The sequence below is a fragment of the Legionella sp. ST3F1 genome (assembly GCF_048553315.1).
GTDB lineage: Bacteria > Pseudomonadota > Gammaproteobacteria > Legionellales > Legionellaceae > Tatlockia > Tatlockia donaldsonii.
The window spans coordinates 38325-58271 of record NZ_JBLZIO010000005.1 but is presented as its reverse complement, the minus strand read 5'-3'; the positions used below and the strand labels follow the sequence as shown (position 1 = coordinate 58271).

Below are 19947 nucleotides of genomic sequence, written 5' to 3'. Positions count from 1 at the left end.
GGCCTCAGTCGATACTTATAATTCTTTTAATATATTAACTAATAAATCCACAGAATTAGCCAGTGCTATTTGCTCCTCCTTAGCTAAAGTCTGTAAATTTTCATTCAGGCGATTATGGAGAAGATAGGGGGAAGAACAAACAAATTCTTTTCCTTTATTGGTGATATCGATAAAAATAATACGGCGATCCTTCGAATCTCTAGTGCGATTAACAAAACCCTTTTCTTCCAAACGATCGATAACACCCACCAACGTACTGGTAGCTAAATAAACTCGCTTTGACAGTGCTGAAAGCGTCATGATGCCTTTTTCATAAATCTCATAAAGACATATAATTTGAGGTACAGTAAGCCCATAACATTTATTTAAACGTCTGGAGTGATGATCCATCTGTTGCATCACTTTACGCAAGGAAAGCATGATCATTTTTGATCGCTGCTCAGATTGTGCATCGACCTGAATTTTTTCTAATGCATTATTATCAAAATTGTTCATGAATAAGTCTTCTAAGTAACCCAGGGTTGAAATGAGCCGCCTAAACTATTAGTATGAAAAAATAGTTTGTGTACTAATCATTTCAACAGTTATAGATTTTTAATAGAACATCTATTGTACTCAACTATTCCATACAACTGTAGGAGCCTTTGTAAATATAGTAAGGACAGACAAGTTGTCCCTAACAAATCTGAATTGAAAAATTCATGATCCCTGGTTGTTTTAAATCAAAATAATTAATAATAAAAAGAAGGATTAACTGATGAAAAATCAACGCTATGAATCCTTATTAACATTTCCCGAGTTCGAATCCCCTGCTTCACCAACCACGTTAGCCTCAGCGGAAGAAAACGAAATTTATTTTCGCAGCAATGGTATTCTTACTTTAGGAGTAGAAGTTGAATTACAACTCATTGACGCCACCAATTATAATTTATGCTCACGTGCAGAAGAGGTATTAGAAGCCACTACCCCCCTGGAAAAAGTGAAACCGGAATTTTATTTGAGCACCATAGAAATTAACACGGATAAATGCCATTCCGTACAGCAGGTTGAAGATGATCTCTACCAAACAATAACTGACTTACAACCTGTCGCGAGAGAACTAAACCTTTTACTTGCAACCACAGGTTCCCACCCCTTCTCCAAATATTCCGACTGGATAATTTCTCCGACTGCTCGCTATCAAGAGTTAATCGATCGCAACCAGTGGCTTACCCGTCGCATGAGTGTTTTTGGTTTACACGTCCATTTGGGTATGTCCAGTGGCGAAGATTGCATTCGTTTTAATAATTTTTTTATGTATTTTTTACCTCACTTGCTAGCACTCTCTTCAAGCTCCCCTTTTTGGCAAGGGATTGATACCGGATTATCATCTTGCCGACCGACTACTTATGAATCATTGCCAACGGCTGGACAACCTTATCAGGTGCGAAAATGGCAAGATTTCGAACATCTTTACAAGACACTAAAATCCTGTGGCTCGATAAAATCACTGAAAGATTTATGGTGGGATCTGCGACCAAGCCCTGGCTTTGGCACGCTGGAAATTCGAGTTTGTGATGGCGCAGCCACGCTGTCTGAAACGCTTGCCATTGTTGCCTTTATCCACACTCTCGCTCACTGGTTTAGTGATAATGGCAGTTGGCTTGAATCAGTAGCCTATCCACCTTACTGGCTATCACGGGAAAATAAATGGCGAGCCATTCGATATGGTTTGGATGCCGAATTGGTCATGAATACCGATGGCAAAATAAAGTTAATGAGAGATGACTTGGAAGAATGGATTGAAAAACTACAACCTTATATTAAACAGCTTCATTACCAGCATTATTTTTCAACCTTGCAAACCATTCTAACTCGTGGCACCAGTTCTGAACGGCAAAGAAACGTGTTTGCGCAGACGAATTGCTTTAAAGAAGTCGTCAAACACAATGTCAATGAATTTTTACAGCAGGAGCCGCTTTATTAAAGCGGCCTTGGTTTTTAACATAACATACCCCGTGAATGCTGACTCGCACCACCCGATTAATCATTCCCTAATTACATAAACCCATTACCATTACGTAATAAAGGCAACACCTCCGACAGCGGCCGCTCAGGCAACTCCAGTAAAATCTGTTCTTGCGGCCCTGCAATTGCCAATAAGCTGATTAGGCTATTGACCCCATGACAAACAGCATCGGTACGAACTGTTTGTGTTCTAAAGTTGGTAATAAAACCGCCTATCGCTCGGGCAGGATTTTTCACATTGTAAGTGTTTTCCTTGGTGTAAGCATTTTGTAATAACCAACGACTTGATAAAATAATAGCCTGTTTATACTGTTGGCAATTCGCCAAATGATTTGAGTTACAAAACTCGTAAAACACGCCCATGACTTCATTAATCCAGCCATTCCCACTGGCTGACATCGCATCGAGATAGCGACCGTTATTATAGAGATCATCCCTATTAGTAATCTGGCGAGATAGAATTTTGCTGCCAACATGTTGGATCGTATCCCGGTAAACAAGGGCATTATCTATCTTGGCAAAATCAATCAAAGACATCATCACCCAACTTGTAGAGATAGAATTTGCCGGGCGATAATTATCACCGACTAAAGGGCCTTGAGTCTTCACCAAATCGACAAAACGATTGGCAATCCTGGCTGCTCCCTGATAGTAACGTTTATCTTGTGTCACTGCGTAAAGTCTCGATAAAGCAGATAAGACTTGCCCAGAATACAGAAATGATTGTTTTTCATTATATTGCCAACCACCGTGATCACAGCGAGCAATTGGTTTTACCCTGCCATCCTGTTCTACCATCGTCAACAACCAATCCCCTGCTTTTTTGGCTGACTGTAAATACTTTGGTTCATCGTGGTAGAGCTGAGCAAGCTCCAACAAGGTAAAAATGGTTTTCGAAGTCGTGCCCACGACAACCACACAGGTTTTCTGATTCGTATTGGGATCAAAACCATAATAAAAACCACCGGCATTAGGCCCCTCCGTGACCTGATTCGATAGAATAAAATCAGCGATGGATTTAAATTTCTGCTGTAGCTGTGGATTTTTGTTTAAAGCATAAAGTTTCAACAGCGTATATAAACTGGATGAAGAATAAATGGTCCGCAATAAACTTTCTTGTTTGTCGTCACGTGCATCATAAAACTTAAAAAAACCATGCAATTGTGGATGCATTGTTTCTAACAAATAGTGTTCACTGTTTTTTATTTGCTGCGCAACTACCTTGGTATCTAACCGTCTCACTGCAACACGGCTGCCAACCAACTCAAGTCCCTGATCATTGTATTCAATAAAGGAATAAATTTTTGCTGGATAATAATCAAAATCAACTTTAAAACGGTATTGCTTAAGCTGCTCTGAGGTCAATTTATCAGCAGCTTGGTGACCCAGTGCCAAAGCCGTTGCCTTCTTTAACGTATCCGTTAACCGCGCTCCATTAGCACACCCCTTTCCCACCGTGTTTCCTTGATGGTATACAGTAATTTTTACACTCCAATCCATTTTTTGGTAAGGGTTACTCCATGTGGCATCCAAATCATTCAGTTTAGATTGTGACGTTTCTGTGTTTTGTGCTATGGCTGCTGCCCGAATAAATTTAATAATTTGATCACGAAATACCTGGTTACTCAATTCAGGAACAAAATGGTGCTTTACTTGTTCAATACGGGGTTCCCAAGCAGCATAAAGAGAAAAAGAATACAGGAGGCAAAACAGGAGTGTTGTTATTTTACGCATAATGCTTATCTTCCTGGGGCAATGAAATGGAATAATTCGAATTTAGAGTTTATTAATAAAGCCATTCAATTAGCAATCGGATCGTCCCTAACAGTTTCATTTCTAGTTCATATTTCAATGGCAGGAGTGCTTTTTTATCGACAATCAATAAACAGGCTGTAATTATTTGGGTTTTAGGGGGTTATGCCTCTGATGTTGAGCAATAGCTATAGACTGTTTCCCACCAATCGGATCTGCCAACCATAGCAATGCACTCAAATCACTTGGCTCAAGAACTTGCCCCCAAACCCTTCATAAAAAGAAAGACCTGTCTTCTAGTCTATTAACCTACGTTTGCTGCAAACAATCGGTATAATGCACTCACCTGCTTACCCTCTGGATCCCCATTTGAATCACAACAATCAAACACCTTATGAGCGACTTGATCCTCATGTCATTTTAGATGCACTTGAAAGCCTGGGTTTTATTTGCACAGGCAGCCTACTCGCGCTCAATAGCTACGAAAACCGCGTTTATCAAATAGGGATAGAAGATGCTGAACCTCTCATCGCTAAATTTTATAGGCCTCATCGCTGGAGTTCGGCCGCTATTTTAGAGGAGCATCAGTTCGCACTTGAATTAGCAGAACAGGAAATTCCCATCGTTGCTCCCTTAATTATAAATAATCAAACCTTACACCATCATGATGATTTCAAATTCGCACTCTTTCCCAGACGTGGCGGCCGCGCACTGGAATTGGATAATAGCGAGCAATTGGAATGGATGGGGCGCTTTTTGGGGCGATTACATCGAGTCGGGGCGTGTCAAAGATTTCGGCATCGCATCCAATTAACCAGTCAAAGTTACGGCCATGATCCCTATGAATTTCTCATTGAACAAGACTTTATTCCGGATTATTTAAAACCTAATTTTTGTAACACAGTCGAAACAGCCTTACAAAAAATCAATCAGATATTGAACAACATAGGTCCAGTTGATCAAATCCGCTTGCATGGTGATTGCCATGCAGGAAATGTGTTATGGAGCGAATCCGGGCCTCATATTGTGGACTTTGACGATTGCCTCATGGGTCCTGCGATACAGGATATTTGGATGTTGCTTTCAGGTGAACCCCAGCAAATGGATATGCAACTGACAAAGATTTTACAGGGTTATTGTGAGTTTCATGATTTTAACCCGCGTGAACGTCATCTAATCGAGGTATTACGCACATTACGCATGCTGCATTATCCAGGATGGCTCGCAAAACGCTGGGCTGATCCCGCATTCCCTTTGAGTTTTCCATGGTTTAATACGCCTGTGTACTGGCAGAATCAGATTATGAATCTTAATGAACAGATTGAACTATTAGATCAAATTGACTGCTAGATTTCAGGATCGGGGCAGATTATGCCTGTTTGCATAGAACAAGACCTGCTCCCCCCAATCCACTGCCTTGCTGCGTAATCTGTTTAAAATCGCCTGTGATTGCTAGAAATTAGAGCAATAAACCCGATGAACTATAATAAGGAAACAATGAATCTGAGGTTGTCACATGCCTAGAGCAAGTGCGAATTATGAATACGCCAAACTATTCGCTGATGAAATATGGCGATTTTATATTGACTATTATCGCCAACTTACTAAAGAGGGCAAACAAAAAGGGTCTCTGTTATTTGATGTGGAAGAACCAGGTTATATGGCTGCCATGCTTAAGGCACATCAGTTACTCAATAACAACTTGCACAAGACGCTCACCCCACACCTTATCCTGCAATTATATAGAACTGCTTTAGAGGGTGTAAGCAAAACAAACTTGGAAGAATTCGATCGCTTTGATCGTTTTCGATCGAATGACGTAAGTGGTTTTTGGTTAAAACTTAATACTACGGGTGGCGACGAAGCGAATGTTTCAAGAGAGGGGTTGCGAGAATTTTTACAAGAAGTGATTGCCAATGGAAATGAAAATAAATTTGAGATCTTGAGTAATAGCAGTGTAGATGTACTAAAGGAAGCCCTAGCACAATATGAAAAAAAAGAGGATAAGAAACAAGCACTGGAAGAAGTTTTAGATTTTTTAGAAGATAAAATAAAAAATACAAAATGTAAGTTCGTTTCGCCCAGCATGACTCACAAAGTCATTGAGGAGAAAATTAAATCCTATCTTCTTCAATATGAAGAAAAACGAAAGCATGTGTCTGGTGATCAAAAAAAATTGGATGTCATTATTGAATTAGTTCAAAAAATAGAACGACTACATCCTTTTATTGACGGCAATTGTCGAACTTTGGTGATGCTTGTTCTCAACAAAGAGTTAATTAGGAATGGTTTTAAACCCACGATGTTATGGAACCCAAATCGCTTTGATTTTTTTGCAACCGAACAATTACGCCAAGACATTATAGATGGATGGATGCTTACGAAAAAATATCAATCTGAAATAGCTAACCTGAACACGTACAAAACAGTGTATGAGTATGCAGATAAATTATATGCAGCAGCGCATAAAAGTGTATTTCATAAAGACGAAACCACAAAGAAAGCAGAAAGACTGGAAAAATTATTGCAAGATCTAAAAGCAAAATCCCCACATGAAGGCATTGAGCTGATTCAAACGAACCTGAGAACATTTAAAAGCAGCAGAGGGTTGACTACTCGCATCTTTGGATTAGATACAACAACGGAAAATTTATTAAGAACCTTAATGAACGATCTTGAAAACATGCCATCGACAAGTATTACCATCGATAAGAATACTTAAGGTACTCTGCGCAATTGCCTTTAAGATATTATTACTCATTAGTAAGGCAGGCTGGTGGTAAACCCGATAGTTAGCTGCCTGCACGTGGGAGGGTGACCGCAGTTTGAGTTTATAGACAAGGTCTATTGATCAATGAGCTTCCCGAACTTGAAATCGTAGGCTATCATGCCAACTCAATGAAAAGTGGGTTAAACGGCGATGAATGTAGAAAAAATCATAGTTGACATCCTGACAACTACCTCTGACAAGACACTAGGTTTGACAATACCTGAATTGGGTATACAACCCAGGCTGACTATAGAAAATAATCGAATTGATTTAACCTTGGCAGCAGGTTTCCCAACCCAATTGTTAGAAAGCAGCCTAAAACCCCACCTTAGCGAGCTCTTGCAAGAGGCCTTGCCAAACTATCAAATTCGGATCGCAGTGGATTTTTTTGTTAGAGCCCATCGTACTCAATTAGCTGGTAAAGGATTACGTGGTGTTAAGAACACTATTGCTGTTGCCTCAGGCAAAGGCGGCGTAGGAAAATCAACAGTTGCCGTCAATCTGGCAGTTGCTTTGGCGCGCGCCGGAGCGAGAGTCGGTATTCTTGATGCTGATATTTATGGGCCCAGTATTCCCTTAATGCTTGGGAAAACCAAACCCGTAGAAATCAGTGGCGACCATTATTTACCGGCCGCTGCACACGGTATACAGGCTATGTCCATTGGCTATCTCACCGATAATGAGCAGGCCCTAATCTGGCGCGGCCCTATGCTGGCAAAATCACTCTTACAAATGCTGGATATTACTCTCTGGGACGAATTGGATTATTTATTTATCGATTTACCTCCCGGAACCGGTGATATTCAATTAAGTTTGGTGCAAAAAATACCTTTAACCGGAGCAGTTGTAGTAACAACCCCACAAAATGTGGCTACTCTCGACGCACAAAAAGCCATAAAAATGTTTGCTAAAACCGGCATTGACGTTCTTGGCTTGGTGGAAAATATGTCTTTACATATCTGCAGTCAATGTGGTCATCAGGAAGCCATTTTTGGGATGGGTGGCGGACAAACACTGAGTGAAAATTTCCAAACAACGTTATTAGGTCAGCTGCCTCTGGACAGTCGTATTCGTAGTCAATGCGATGAAGGTCTCCCTATTGCTGCTCATGGTGATGATGAATTAGCAAACGCTTTTATCAAAACAGCCATAAAAACAGCGGCTATTTTAGCTAGAAAACCCTTAAATTATGCCGATAAATTTCCCCCCGTCATAATTGAATAATAAAAAACCAAATTGAATTTAATATATACTTAAACGAAACACCGTTTTTCGTGTTAAACTAAAGGTATTTTTTACACATAAGTGATTATCCATGTCTGAAAATTACACAGCTGAAGCAATAGAGGTGTTAAGCGGTCTTGAACCGGTACAACGCCGCCCTGGCATGTACACTGACACAACCAGACCCAATCATTTAGCACAAGAAGTGATCGACAATAGCGTCGATGAAGTCATTGCTGGCTTTGCCAATCAGATCATCGTCACGCTGCATGAAGATGGCTCCATCGAAGTGGAAGACAATGGCCGTGGTATGCCCGTTGATTTACACCCGCAATTAGGCTTAAGTGGTGTCGAAGTCATTATGACGCGCCTGCATGCTGGTGGTAAATTTTCCGATAAAAATTACAGCTTTTCTGGTGGATTGCATGGTGTAGGGGTGTCTGTCGTTAATGCCCTCTCTGAACGGGTGGAAGTTATCATCAAGCGCAACGGCATTATTTATGGTATGTGTTTTGCCAATGGCGACAAGTTAGAAGAACTTAATGAACTTGGAGTAACCAAAAAAAGAGATACGGGAACCATTATCCGTTTCTGGCCCAATGCTCACTATTTTGATACGACAAAAATCTCTGTTAAACAACTTACCCATGTTCTGCGTGCCAAAGCGGTTCTTTGCCCAGGCTTGTCCATGACCTTCAATAACAAGGCCACGAATGAACAAACTCATTGGTGCTATGAGAAAGGCCTGGCCGATTATCTATTACAATCCTTAAACAATGATTACTTTCCTGACGAGCCCTTTACCGGCGAATTTGCCAGTGAAGAAGCAACTGTGGATTGGGCTTTGGTCTGGTCAGCCACATCGGGCAACAGTAATTTAAATGAAAGTTATGTGAATCTCATTCCTACTGCACAAGGTGGTACTCACGTTAATGGCCTTCGAGCAGGCCTGTATGATGCCTTGGCTGCTTTTTGTGAATTACGTAATTTGTTACCACGCGGGGTGAAATTAACCGCAGACGATCTCTGGGAACCATGCCAATATGTACTGTCAGTGAAAATGAAAGAGCCGCAGTTCGCCGGCCAGACGAAGGAACGTTTAAGCTCCAGACAAACAGCGGCCTTTGTCAGCAACGTGGTAAAAGATGCTTTTTCTCTTTGGCTTAACCAGCATCGTAGCCAGGGGGAAATGATTGCGGCCTTTGCCATTGAGCGCGCTCAAAAACGTCTACGTCAAGCCAAGCAAGTTGCCCGTAAGCGCGTCAACCAGGGTCCAGCCTTACCAGGAAAACTAGCCGATTGTCTGCAACAAGATTTAAGCCAGGCAGAATTATTCCTGGTTGAAGGGGATTCAGCAGGCGGTTCCGCTAAACAAGCTCGTAACAAAGATTTTCAGGCTATTCTGCCTCTACGAGGAAAAATCTTAAACTCCTGGGAGGTAGAATCCAATGAAGTATTAGCTTCACAGGAAATTCATGATATTTCCGTTGCTATTGGCGTTGATCCGGGTTCCACTGATTTGGCCGGTCTGCGCTATGGGAAGCTTTGTATTCTTGCTGACGCTGATTCAGACGGTGCGCATATTGCTACACTCCTCTGTGCACTCTTCTTACGCCACTTCAAACCACTTGTTCAGGCAGGCCATGTCTTTGTTGCCATGCCACCTTTGTATCGAATTGACGCCGGTAAAATAGTGCATTACGCGTTGGATGACGAGGAAAAGCAAGCCATTATCACGCAACTGTCTCAAACCACGAAAGCGAAGATTAACGTTCAGCGCTTCAAAGGCTTAGGTGAAATGAACCCTATGCAATTGCGTGAAACCACGATGGATCCCAATACCAGACGTCTGGTACAACTCACTCTTGAGGATGAAGAGACTACCGTAGCCATGATGGATATGATGCTGGCCAAAAAGCGGGCTTCCGACCGTAAAGCTTGGCTGGAAACCAAAGGAAACCTGGCTGAAGTTTAACCAGGTTTCACGGTTAATTTTATAGCCTCTTTCCTTATAATGAAGATTAAATAGTCAATTAGCCTCTAAAACAAGTAGTCGATGAATTCTTAAGCAAGCACTAACACCTTGCTTGAGCGTTTCTTCTATGCCATTCCTCTCAGTTACTCCCAGCGTTACCATTTGAGTAAAGGGATTAAATTAGAGTAATCATCGGTCCATAATTGACTCTCTCTTTTCGCAACAAAACGCCACCCGTGACTACGCATTAAATAAATTGACAACGGTTGATTTGCTGTAAGCAAGACCCATTCTGATTGAAATTGGCCTAACTTATTATTGCCAGCATGCCCTTTGTGCAACACCAGCAATTCAAGTTCACGCCCGGCTGCGGTCAGTACAGGCAGTAGATTCAGATGGCGATTACTGATATTTACCAAAATAACCCCATCAGCGATAATTTTTTGCTGGTAAAGCTTGAATGCTTCCAGGGTTAGTAAATGGGTCGGAATGGCATCCGAAGAAAAAGCATCCACAACCAGTAGTTCTGCAAGGTTATCTTTACTCTGCAATATCAAACGGCCATCGCCTTCTACTAAGGAAACCCTCGGTGGACAATCCCGTAAATAGGTAAAGAAAAGACTATTTTTTGCTATCTCAAGTACTTGCTCATCAATATCAATGATGTCAACCTGATCCTCTTTGTGAAACTGGCAAGCCATCATGCCTGTTCCCAAACCTAATATAGTAGCCCGCAACGGCTGATAGGTTTCTTGTAAATGCCGCACGACGGGTAACATGGGACCGTAATAAGCCATAGCCCCATTCCCAGGCCCTTGCGCTCCTTCCAGTTGAAAACCATGCACCGTATTCTGACTCATTAAAACATGTGCTCCAAACTGGGAAACAATTTGTTTCACACCATAAAAATTGCGTTGTTGGCTTAAAATTTTTGTTGGTTTAAACCAAGGGGAAAATAAAAAAACGAATAAAATACTCATGCCCACAAACAAAGTGATTCTATTTTTTGGCCAAATAATAATACAAGCTAAGGCTAGAATCTCAGCCAGGTGATATTTCTTAAGCCATAAAACCCACGGTTGATTCGGCAAACAATAATTAAGCATTAATAGGACAAGAACAATAAAAGGCATCCAACCTAAACGGGTAGATTTGGATAGAGGCAAACAAAAGAGTGCTAGCAGAAAAATCAAAGGATATTCATAGGCATCATTAAAAATTCTTGGTGCCAGCAAACCATTAAACAAACCTGCTAATACGCCACCCAAGGCAAGGCAAAAATAAAAACTTGTCAATTGACTAGCTGGCGGCCGCATCCTTACTAATTCGCCATGACACAATAAAGCAAACATAAAAAAGCTGACTAAATGGAAAATAATTAATTGCCAGGCTTGCAACAAACTGGCACCAACGATAAATACAAGCACAGGGAAAATGACAGCCAACAAGGTATAGCGCTCCACCCAGGCATGAGAAATCAGTGGCTTTCTGGCAAAAGTGATGACGAAAGACAACAAATACAGTGCTAAAGGAAATACCCAAAGCAAGGGGGTTGCCGCAATATCAGTCGATATATAAAAAGTCACACCCAACATTAAACTACAAGGAACAAAACTATAACTTACCCAACGAAAAATAGATTGCCAGGCAAGGTTGCTTTTCTTCTTTATTGACTCTAATTGCTGGTAAGGGATAGCAAAAAAGATAATCCCCAGAAACAACAAATAAACAACAAACATACATTGCCAATAGTGAAATTGCTGTTCTATGCCAAGAGCATATTCAATCAGCCATGGATAACTGATTAATGCCAGTAAACTGCCTACATTCGAAGCTACATATAAAAAATAGGGATCATTGGCGTATTTATCCCGTGTTTGACTATAAGCAAATTGTAACAATGGCGCGGAAGCACCAATGATTAATAATGGCAATCCTAATTGACCGATTAAATCTTTTAAAATAGAAAACTCAGGTACTGCACCACTCTCAGAAGGAATAAAGGGCTGTAATAAAACAATTAGACTGAGTAACGCGACTACAAAATGCAATGACCTCCCAAACCGCCAATTAGCAAAACGACTAAGCAACCAGGCGTAACCGTAAGCCGACAATAATAACGCTTGAAAGAATAACATACAGACTGACCAAACAGCCGGTGTACCACCATAGAGAGGCAACATTGCTTTTGCTACCATAGGCTGGATCACAAATAACAAGGCTGCGCTTAAAAATAGACTAGTGGCAAAAAGAAATTGTATCACCTATTTATCCTGCTATTGCCGCATTACATGGAGTTAGACACGCATCCAGTATTGCATCGAATTCCCAATCAGCAAGGATTGTGGCTGATATCTTAAAACTAAGGAAGATTTTTTTTGATTTAAGCAACCTAATAAGATCAACAGAGCCTAAGCCCTGTTGTCTTATTTATTTTTTTAGTTAAAGCTATCTGGCACGTGATGCATTTAACATCCAACGTGATTTCTCATGCTCTTCAATACGATTGGAAAGTAAATTAGCAGTCCCTTCATCATTATTTTCTTGAGCTAAGGTCATTGCCTGGTTCAGATCTTTCACCAACGTATCATGATCATTAGCAAGTTCGGTCACCATCTGATTAGCATCAAGGCTGGAATCACCATCTTTTATCTTCTTTAATTGCTCAAATTCCTTAAATGTCGCTGGCGCTTTATGCCCTATAATGCGGATACGTTCAGCAACTTGATCAGCAGCCTCCGCCAATTGCAGATATTGCATTTCAAATAGTTCATGCAACGCTTTAAATTGGGGACCTGTAACATGCCAATGATAATTTTGGGTTTTTAAATACAATGCATAAGTATCTGCCATGATAATAGATAGTTTTTTGACGACATCGCTCATACAAACTCCTTGTTATTTCATGTATTCGGGGCTGTTTACATTCCTGCTATCTTGGTGCTTACCGCTTGCTTCACTGCTCACACATAAGAGCATAAGGCTCCGCTGCGGTGCTCAATTATCAAGCTGTCAACATGCAAGCTAGAGAAATATAACCTCCTCTAACCATAGCGCAAAAAGAAGATATTTTAAAATCAATTGGTTAAATCATAACAATTGATATTATTTATCGTTAACCTTTCCAGATAAATAACAAAATATCCCTATACCCTTCAATAATAGGCTGCAAACTAAGATAATTCATCAATTTCAGCAAATTGACAGAATAATTTGCTAGAATCATGTCGTTTTGATTAATCAAGTCCGAGGCAATATGAACGACCAATTGCATATTCTGAACATCAATGATTTAGAGTCCATTACTGCCGACAATAAAGAGCTTGCTTTGCAATCCCTGGAGGCTGGCAAAGTCATTTACTTTCCCAATTATGCTTTTTCGCTTCAGACAGCAGAAACCGAGCAATTACTCACGGAAACAATCCTGGATGGTAAACATAAAAATGTGAGTTTTGATTATAGCCGACAACGCTTGGGAGGTTATCGACAGCAGGATGATGAAAATGCGCTATCGGCCCCATTAAAAGCGTTTATGCAGCGCTATGCTGAATTTGCAAAGCAATTGGTAGATACGGTATTTCCGCAATATCAACAGGCACTCCTATGGGGAAGAACCAGTTATCGCCCTGCCGAGATTAAAGGAAGAGTCAGCTCAAAGCGCAAGGATGATACTCGTCTGCATGTTGACTCTTTTCCAGCCAGCCCAGTTAACGGACAACGTATATTACGCGTCTTTTGCAATATTAACCCGCATGGAGCACCAAGAGTCTGGCATCTGGGCGAGCCCTTTGCCAAAGTGCTTAATCGCTTTGCCGCAGGCATTCCAAACTATAGCCCTATTCGCGCTAAATTTTTACATTGGATAAAAGCAACTAAAACGCTCCGCTCAGCCTATGATCACTATCAGCTCAATTTACATGATACGATGAAGCTTAATGATGACTATCAACAAACCGTCAATAAACAACGATTTGATTTTCCTGCCAATAGCACTTGGATAGTCTTTACGGATCAAGTCTCCCATGCTGCCCTAGGGGGGCAATTTTTGTTGGAGCAAACTTTTTATCTACCTGTAGACGCCATGGAGAATCCTTCTTTATCACCTTTAAAATATTGGGAAAGAGAACGGCCTGGCAAACTCGCCTAGTCTGATAGCCTGCCAAAAATCTAGCAGGTTGTTTTTGTAATAGTGACCTAATATACTTAGAGTGACTGTGGTTTTGGATAACTAGAAGGATGTATCATGTTATCAGCCAACATGATTCCACGCCATGAGCTCCAACAGGTCATCATCCAGCTTGAACAAGCGCTTAGTGAACATTTACAATGGCATAGCACGCTCCTTCGCGCCCTTATTTGCCATTTACCCATTGATAATAATAATCTACAAGCCGATGGGCACCATCAATGCATCTTTGGTCAATGGCTAAGCACATCAGCCCCTAAAGAGCTCAATGACTATCCTGGATTTCTTACTATTGATGAAGCACACAAAAAAATACATCTTCTCGCTTTACAGCTAGTAAAAGAAGCAGCAACTGGAACTATCAGCCCTGTTAACTATGATCTTTTTACCAGCGCACTGGCCTATTTACAACTGGAAATTACTGCATTAAAAAGTGAACTGGAGTCCTTATTATATAATCGCGATGCGTTGACTGGGGCTATTTCACAATTAGGCATCTTACCCATCTTGCGCGAACAACAGGAATTAGCCAAGCGCCAGGGTCAAAATTGTTGTATTGCTATGGTTGATCTGGACCATTTTAGTGAGATTAATGAGCAACACGGACGCTACATAGGCGATAAGGTATTAGCAGCTATCGCACATTACCTGATTGATAATCTTAGGCCTTATGACAGAGTATTTCGCTATGGTGGTGAAGAATTCCTGTTATGTATTCCTTTCACTGAACTAGCCCCAGGCCAAAAAGTGGTTGAGCGCTTACGAAAAGGTCTTGCCACCATCACCATCGATGCAGGCCAGCAGGAAACTATTCGCATGACCGTTTCCATTGGTTTAGCCTTACTTGATCCCCATCTACCTATAGAGCAATGTATAGATCACAGTATGCACGCCATGGGCACCGCAAAGGCTGCTGGAAGAAATTGCGTACAGATTTGGGAAACATCAAACGAATAATGAACACAACAACGTATCAATAATGAGGGCCATCGTATTGTTAGTTTCAAACAATGCGATAGCCCTCCTACTAAGACGAAGAAATTTTTTCAATTCTTATTTTGAGTACATGGGTACAATCAAAGGTGCGTCTGCTATTTCAAGATCCATATCAACCGTTTGGTCTGTTGTTTGCTCAGATTGTTGCTCTGCTTCATGGAAAAGACGCATTTTTCTTGCATAGTTACCTGATTCCGTTTTTTGCTTTTTAGGGCTCTCCGGTCTTTCCTCTGGGGCAGAAGGCTTGGCAGAATCTGTTTTTCGTTTACGCGCCTCGGGTTGTGATGTCTGTACAGCTTGAAGATATCCAATTCTGGCTTCTTCTGCTACTGCGAAAGCTGCTCGAAGGTCTTTTAAATGCTGAATAATAGGAATAGCATTTCCTTGCTGCTCTGCCTTGGTATTACGTTTAAATAAAGGGGCAAATTCCTTTTTATCTGCCTTGTGCTGAAGCATTTTTTCTTTTTCTTCCAGGGCTATCGCTGCCTTTTCTTCTTTAGTTAACGTTTTCTTTTCTTCTTTGGTGAGCGTTCTTTTTTTAAAGGGTTGTTGACTCTGCAGAACGCGATCCAGGAACTCCAGTTTTTCTTGTAAAGGTAAACTTTCTCTAAAGGCATCCATATGCTTCTTCAATAAGATTCGTTTCTCTATTGGGGAAGCAGCTTCTTTGTATGCTTTGGTTTGTTTAAATTTGAGTTCTTCCTGAGCAATCCCATTATCAGAAATAGTGTTCAGCTTTCTGAAAACCTGATTTAAGACACCTGCCTGTTGCACTTGCAAAGAGCCTTTATGGTCTTGGTCACAAAACCTCTTAAGTAACTGGGGAGTCACTCTTTCTGCGAAACCCAGTTGCTTGCGGTAGTTGTTAAACGCAGCGAGGGTTCCTTGTTCAAATTTTTCTATAAAAGGAAGGCATAGATCATATTCATTCGTATCTTTCATTAACTCTTGTAATGTTTTCTTGAACTTATTCACTCGGTTATGAAAGGCTTCACGATCTTCCTCTCTACCGTGCTTACTATCCGCACCCATTAACCGGCGTAGCCATGCATCTCTTTCACACAACTTAAGAAGAAGCGATTTTGAGCCTTTACACAGAGCCCAAAGCTCTGATCTCTTGATAAAACTGGGTAAAGTATGCGTATCCCTACCTAATTTTTTTGCATCATCTTCTATTAAAATCAATGGATTAATAACTTTCTTTCCCAATTCAATCATAAAAGCTTCTGATGCAGATACAGATCGACCAAGGCTAGAAAATTTTTCCATTAACTCTTTGTAATCATGTTTAATTTGCTTTAGAGTGCGGGCATAATTGGTTCTGAGCTGTTTATTAGCATTTGATTCAATACTTACGGTAGGCATGAGAGTACATCCTTAGAGAAAAAGCTTTTATAAGTATAGTGTTTATACATTAAGGAAATCTTAAGAAAACATTAAGTGTTTCTTAAAAAAACATTAAGTGATTTTCATTGAAAAAATAACGCAAAATCAGCGAGTGAAGTGACTTTTTTTATGAATTCTGTTATCTAGGCTTATTGGCTGAAGAAGTAATAGGACATTTTTGGTTGTGACAACTCGACATAACACACTTAACTCATATGCTTTTCCCATTATTTTAATTACTTCCATTTTACTGGGAGGCTTGGCTGGCTATTTATTTGGCTCCGGTACCCGTTATTTAAAGCCTTTGGGCGATATTTTTCTCAATTTAATTTTTACAGCCATTGTACCACTCATTTTTTTCAGCGTGTCCTCGGCTATTGCACGCGCAGGTTCTTTGGGAAAGCTGGGAAAAATTATTTTCTATATGGCTATTGTTTTTCTGTTTACTGGAATGATAGCAGCTATCTATACCATTCTTATTGTAAAGTTTTTCCCGCCTGCACAAGATGTTTATTTGCAGTTGGCAAACCCTGAGAAAGTGGCTACGATCAGTTTTTCAAGTCAGATTGCTGCTATCTTCACCGTTCCCGATTTTTCCAAACTCCTCTCCCACGAAAATATGCTTGCCTTAATTGTCTTTTCAGTTTTAGTGGGGCTGGCTGTTGCCACTACAGGTGAAAAAGGCAAATTATTCGCCACCTTTTTACAATCAGGTGAAGAAATTTTCATACGCGTTTTCTCGTTCATTATGTATTACGCCCCCATTGGTTTTTTTGCTTATTTTGCCGTTTTAGTGAGTGAACTGGGTCCAAAATTAATGGAAAGTTATGTTCGCATTACTGTCATTTATTATATTTCGTCACTGGTTTATTTCATCGCTGCCTATACTTTTTACGCCTACCTCGCCGGTAACACAGCGGGAATAAGAACATTTTGGAAGAATGTATGGCTTCCTGCGACCACAGCCATCGCAACCTGTAGCAGCGCTGCCAGCATTCCTGCCAATTTGATTGCCACAAAGAAAATGAACGTTTCCCCAGAAATTTATGAAACAGCCATTCCGCTGGGAACCATCATTCATAAAGATGGCTCTGTGATCGGTGGTGTTTTTAAAATTGCCTTTTTGTTTGGTATTTTTCATTTGGATTTTTCGGGGGCCACCGTGTTACTCACCGCGCTGGGTGTTTCCTTATTGGTTGGTACCGTCATGGGAGCTATTCCAAGTGGTGGTATGCTCGGTGAATTATTAATCCTGACTATCTATGGATTTCCACCTTCAGTGCTGATAGTTATAGCGGCTATTAGCATTCTTATCGATCCGCTAGCAACGATGTTGAATGTGACAGGTAATAGCGTAAGTAGTATGATGATTGCCCGATTAGTCGAAGGAAAAAAATGGTTACTGCCCAAAAATAACAGTACTGTTTCAAATTGAAAGCCAATCAACAATAGGATTTAACATGAACAACCCGCCAAGATGCCCAGAATGCAACTCCGAATACACTTATGAAGACGGCCTACTTTTTATTTGCCCGGAATGTACTCATGAATGGCCGAAAGATATCTCTGAAAGGAACACGGATAAAGAAACGGTTATTAAAGACGCTAACGGAAATATCCTAAACGATGGTGATACAGTGACTGTTATCAAGGATTTAAAAGTTAAAGGCTCTTCCTTGGTCGTAAAAGTCGGTACTAAAGTTAAAAATATAAGATTAATTGAGGGTGACCACGACATCGATTGTAAAATTGATGGCATTGGTCCTATGCAATTGAAATCGCAGTTTGTAAAAAAGGTATAGATTACTATCAGTCATGCCAGTGCTCACCATGACAACTGGAAAGCATCCTATTTTTCAGCCATTCTTACTAGTAGGGAATAAAATCAAATGGTATGAAATAGGATGCAAAACTATCTAATCGAAACAAAACGCTTGGGCTTGCGTTTTATGCGACGGGAAGACATCGAACATCTCAGAAGCCTGGATAAGGATCCGGTTGTTAAAGAATTCTTTCCCGAGGGCACTCTCACTGATGATGAAATTAAAGCCTACATGAATGACTGTATGCTGAACTGCAAAACCAAAGGCCTCCCCTGCTTTGTTATTTTTAAACTTCAAACCAATGAGTTTGTTGGTGAAGCTTATTTTGATCACCTTGATAGTGGCGAAACCAAAGTGGGTTATCTTTTTCATCAGAAATACTGGAACAAAGGTTATGGCACGGAAGTACTAAGCGCGCTGCTAAATTGGGCAAAAACCTATATTAAAGCCGACTATATTATTGCTTATGCCGATAAAAAAAATAAAGGCTCATTTCGCGTAATGAAAAATTGCGGGATGGAATACTATAAGGATGAGTATTATTTGGATATGGAATGCCGTTTTTACCGTATTAAAAATCAATAATATGAAATTAAAAACTGCTGCCGGCATCTAAATTCAGACAAAATAAATTGACAATATTACTTAGAACTTTTTCGCAAATTTTAAGTTGTTCAATACTGACAAACTCATTAGGTCGATGTGCCTGCTCAATGTCACCCGGACCACAAACAATTGTAGGGATATGTGCCTCTTGAAAAATGCCCGCTTCCGTTGAATAAGAAACTTTCAACCGCTCTTTTACACCGGTAACCATACGCACTAATCGCGTAATGAGAGCCTCTTCTGACGCGTTAAACCCAGTCGAATCGGATATTTGATTGAGGGAAATCGCAGCATCCGGGCATGTTATTTTCATCTCAGGTAATAATTCATCACGAATATAATTTTCAATTTGACTACGGAAATTTTCACGGAGAAATTGGGGGATATATCGCACATCAAAAATAAATTCACAATGACCAGGAGTAACATTGGCAGCAATTCCACCGCTGATAATATTCGTAGAAATCGTTGTGAAAGGAACATCGAAATCCTCATCAAAAGGACCGTTTTTCCTCAGGTGGCCAGCAATATTGCTGACATAAGCAATCAAACGACTGGCATATTCAATTGCATTACAACCACGCATGGCAAGTGATGAGTGCGCTGCCAAACCTTTGACCTTACAGTGGTAAACTTGCCGGGATTTCTCTCCGATTATTGGCCGCATATTAGAGGGCTCACCAATAATGCAAGCTTCTGGCTGCAGACCTATTTTCCGTAAATGCCTGGTTAAAACGTCTGCTCCTATACAGCCAACTTCTTCATCATAGGTAAAAGCAAAATGGATAGGTTTTAAAAGATTTAATGTTTTAAATTCGGGGACGAGAGCAAGTAAAACAGCGACAAATCCTTTCATATCGCAGGCCCCACGACCATAAATTTTGCCATCTCTTTCTGTGGCGATAAAAGGATCGGTATCCCAAGGCTGTCCAGCGACTGGAACTACATCGGTATGGCCAGAGAATAGAATACCTCCCTGTGTTTCACCATTGTTTGCAGGGATGGTTGCCAATAAATTTGCTTTAGATTTTTTCTTGTTGTGAATAAGACGATAAGGAATATCATAGCGTTTAAACCAAGCCTCAATGGCCTCAATTAATTGGATATTGGAATTACTAGAAATGGTGTTAAAACCAATAAGATGCGAAAGCCATTGTAATGTATTCATAGTATTGTTAGCGTTAACTCACCTGGGTAAACTTTAATATCTCACGCTTATTCG

At 40.5% G+C, this 19947-nt stretch carries 16 protein-coding genes; 10 read left to right on the top strand and 6 right to left on the bottom strand.

What is annotated here, in order from left to right:
• Positions 1-15 precede the first annotated feature (15 nt).
• A complete protein-coding gene (locus ACN4Z1_RS05325; RefSeq protein ID WP_419388048.1) occupies positions 16-495 on the bottom strand; it encodes a MarR family winged helix-turn-helix transcriptional regulator in 480 nt (159 codons plus the stop codon).
• A 262-nt stretch (positions 496-757) separates the two neighbouring features.
• Between ACN4Z1_RS05325 and ACN4Z1_RS05320 the strand changes: the two genes are divergently transcribed.
• A complete protein-coding gene (locus ACN4Z1_RS05320; RefSeq protein WP_228364370.1) occupies positions 758-1966 on the top strand; it encodes a carboxylate-amine ligase in 1209 nt (402 codons plus the stop codon).
• 71 nt (positions 1967-2037) lie between these two features.
• On the opposite strand, the gene ACN4Z1_RS05315 is transcribed toward ACN4Z1_RS05320, so the two are convergent.
• A complete protein-coding gene (locus ACN4Z1_RS05315) occupies positions 2038-3741 on the bottom strand; it encodes a glycoside hydrolase family 76 protein (protein ID WP_228364371.1) in 1704 nt (567 codons plus the stop codon).
• 387 nt (positions 3742-4128) lie between these two features.
• Between ACN4Z1_RS05315 and ACN4Z1_RS05310 the strand changes: the two genes are divergently transcribed.
• The 4 genes from ACN4Z1_RS05310 (at position 4129) to parE (ending at position 9728) form a co-directional block, all read left to right on the top strand.
• Entirely contained in the window at positions 4129-5109 is a 981-nt protein-coding gene (locus tag ACN4Z1_RS05310; RefSeq protein WP_419388049.1) for a serine/threonine protein kinase, read from the top strand.
• Between the two features lie 166 nt (positions 5110-5275).
• The gene (locus ACN4Z1_RS05305) at positions 5276-6481 is read left to right on the top strand and encodes a Fic family protein (protein WP_419388050.1); all 1206 of its coding nucleotides are present in this window, start codon (positions 5276-5278) and stop codon (positions 6479-6481) included.
• A gap of 198 nt (positions 6482-6679) precedes the next feature.
• Entirely contained in the window at positions 6680-7753 is a 1074-nt protein-coding gene (gene apbC / locus ACN4Z1_RS05300; RefSeq protein ID WP_228364374.1) for an iron-sulfur cluster carrier protein ApbC, read from the top strand.
• A gap of 91 nt (positions 7754-7844) precedes the next feature.
• Positions 7845-9728 (top strand): DNA topoisomerase IV subunit B, encoded by a 1884-nt coding sequence (parE, locus tag ACN4Z1_RS05295; protein ID WP_228364375.1) that lies wholly within the window; start codon positions 7845-7847, stop codon positions 9726-9728.
• 155 nt (positions 9729-9883) lie between these two features.
• Here the strand turns inward: parE and ACN4Z1_RS05290 are convergent, their stop codons facing one another.
• The gene (locus ACN4Z1_RS05290) at positions 9884-11992 is read right to left on the bottom strand and encodes a spermidine synthase (protein WP_419388051.1); all 2109 of its coding nucleotides are present in this window, start codon (positions 11990-11992) and stop codon (positions 9884-9886) included.
• 184 nt (positions 11993-12176) lie between these two features.
• Positions 12177-12614, bottom strand: a complete 438-nt coding sequence (locus ACN4Z1_RS05285) for a Dps family protein (RefSeq protein ID WP_228364377.1) — start codon at positions 12612-12614, stop codon at positions 12177-12179.
• 370 nt (positions 12615-12984) lie between these two features.
• Here ACN4Z1_RS05285 and ACN4Z1_RS05280 point away from each other — a divergent pair, with 370 nt between their 5' ends.
• Both ACN4Z1_RS05280 and ACN4Z1_RS05275 read left to right on the top strand, forming a co-directional pair.
• The gene (locus ACN4Z1_RS05280; protein ID WP_419388052.1) at positions 12985-13875 is read left to right on the top strand and encodes a Kdo hydroxylase family protein; all 891 of its coding nucleotides are present in this window, start codon (positions 12985-12987) and stop codon (positions 13873-13875) included.
• Positions 13876-13971: 96 nt separating this feature from the next.
• Entirely contained in the window at positions 13972-14871 is a 900-nt protein-coding gene (locus ACN4Z1_RS05275) for a diguanylate cyclase (protein WP_419388053.1), read from the top strand.
• Positions 14872-14967: 96 nt separating this feature from the next.
• Here ACN4Z1_RS05275 and ACN4Z1_RS05270 read toward each other — a convergent pair whose 3' ends face one another.
• Positions 14968-16275: a hypothetical protein gene (locus tag ACN4Z1_RS05270; RefSeq protein WP_419388054.1), complete on the bottom strand. Its 1308-nt coding sequence runs from the start codon at positions 16273-16275 to the stop codon at positions 14968-14970.
• A gap of 205 nt (positions 16276-16480) precedes the next feature.
• Between ACN4Z1_RS05270 and ACN4Z1_RS05265 the strand changes: the two genes are divergently transcribed.
• From ACN4Z1_RS05265 to ACN4Z1_RS05255, 3 genes are all read left to right on the top strand, one after another.
• Entirely contained in the window at positions 16481-17731 is a 1251-nt protein-coding gene (locus ACN4Z1_RS05265; protein WP_419388055.1) for a dicarboxylate/amino acid:cation symporter, read from the top strand.
• Positions 17732-17756: 25 nt separating this feature from the next.
• Positions 17757-18098, top strand: a complete 342-nt coding sequence (locus tag ACN4Z1_RS05260; protein WP_228364382.1) for a zinc ribbon domain-containing protein YjdM — start codon at positions 17757-17759, stop codon at positions 18096-18098.
• 102 nt (positions 18099-18200) lie between these two features.
• Positions 18201-18704, top strand: coding sequence for a GNAT family N-acetyltransferase (locus tag ACN4Z1_RS05255; protein WP_115220883.1), 504 nt, complete (start codon positions 18201-18203; stop codon positions 18702-18704).
• A 7-nt stretch (positions 18705-18711) separates the two neighbouring features.
• Here the strand turns inward: ACN4Z1_RS05255 and argE are convergent, their stop codons facing one another.
• Positions 18712-19893: an acetylornithine deacetylase gene (gene argE, locus ACN4Z1_RS05250; protein WP_419388056.1), complete on the bottom strand. Its 1182-nt coding sequence runs from the start codon at positions 19891-19893 to the stop codon at positions 18712-18714.
• Positions 19894-19947 lie beyond the last annotated feature (54 nt).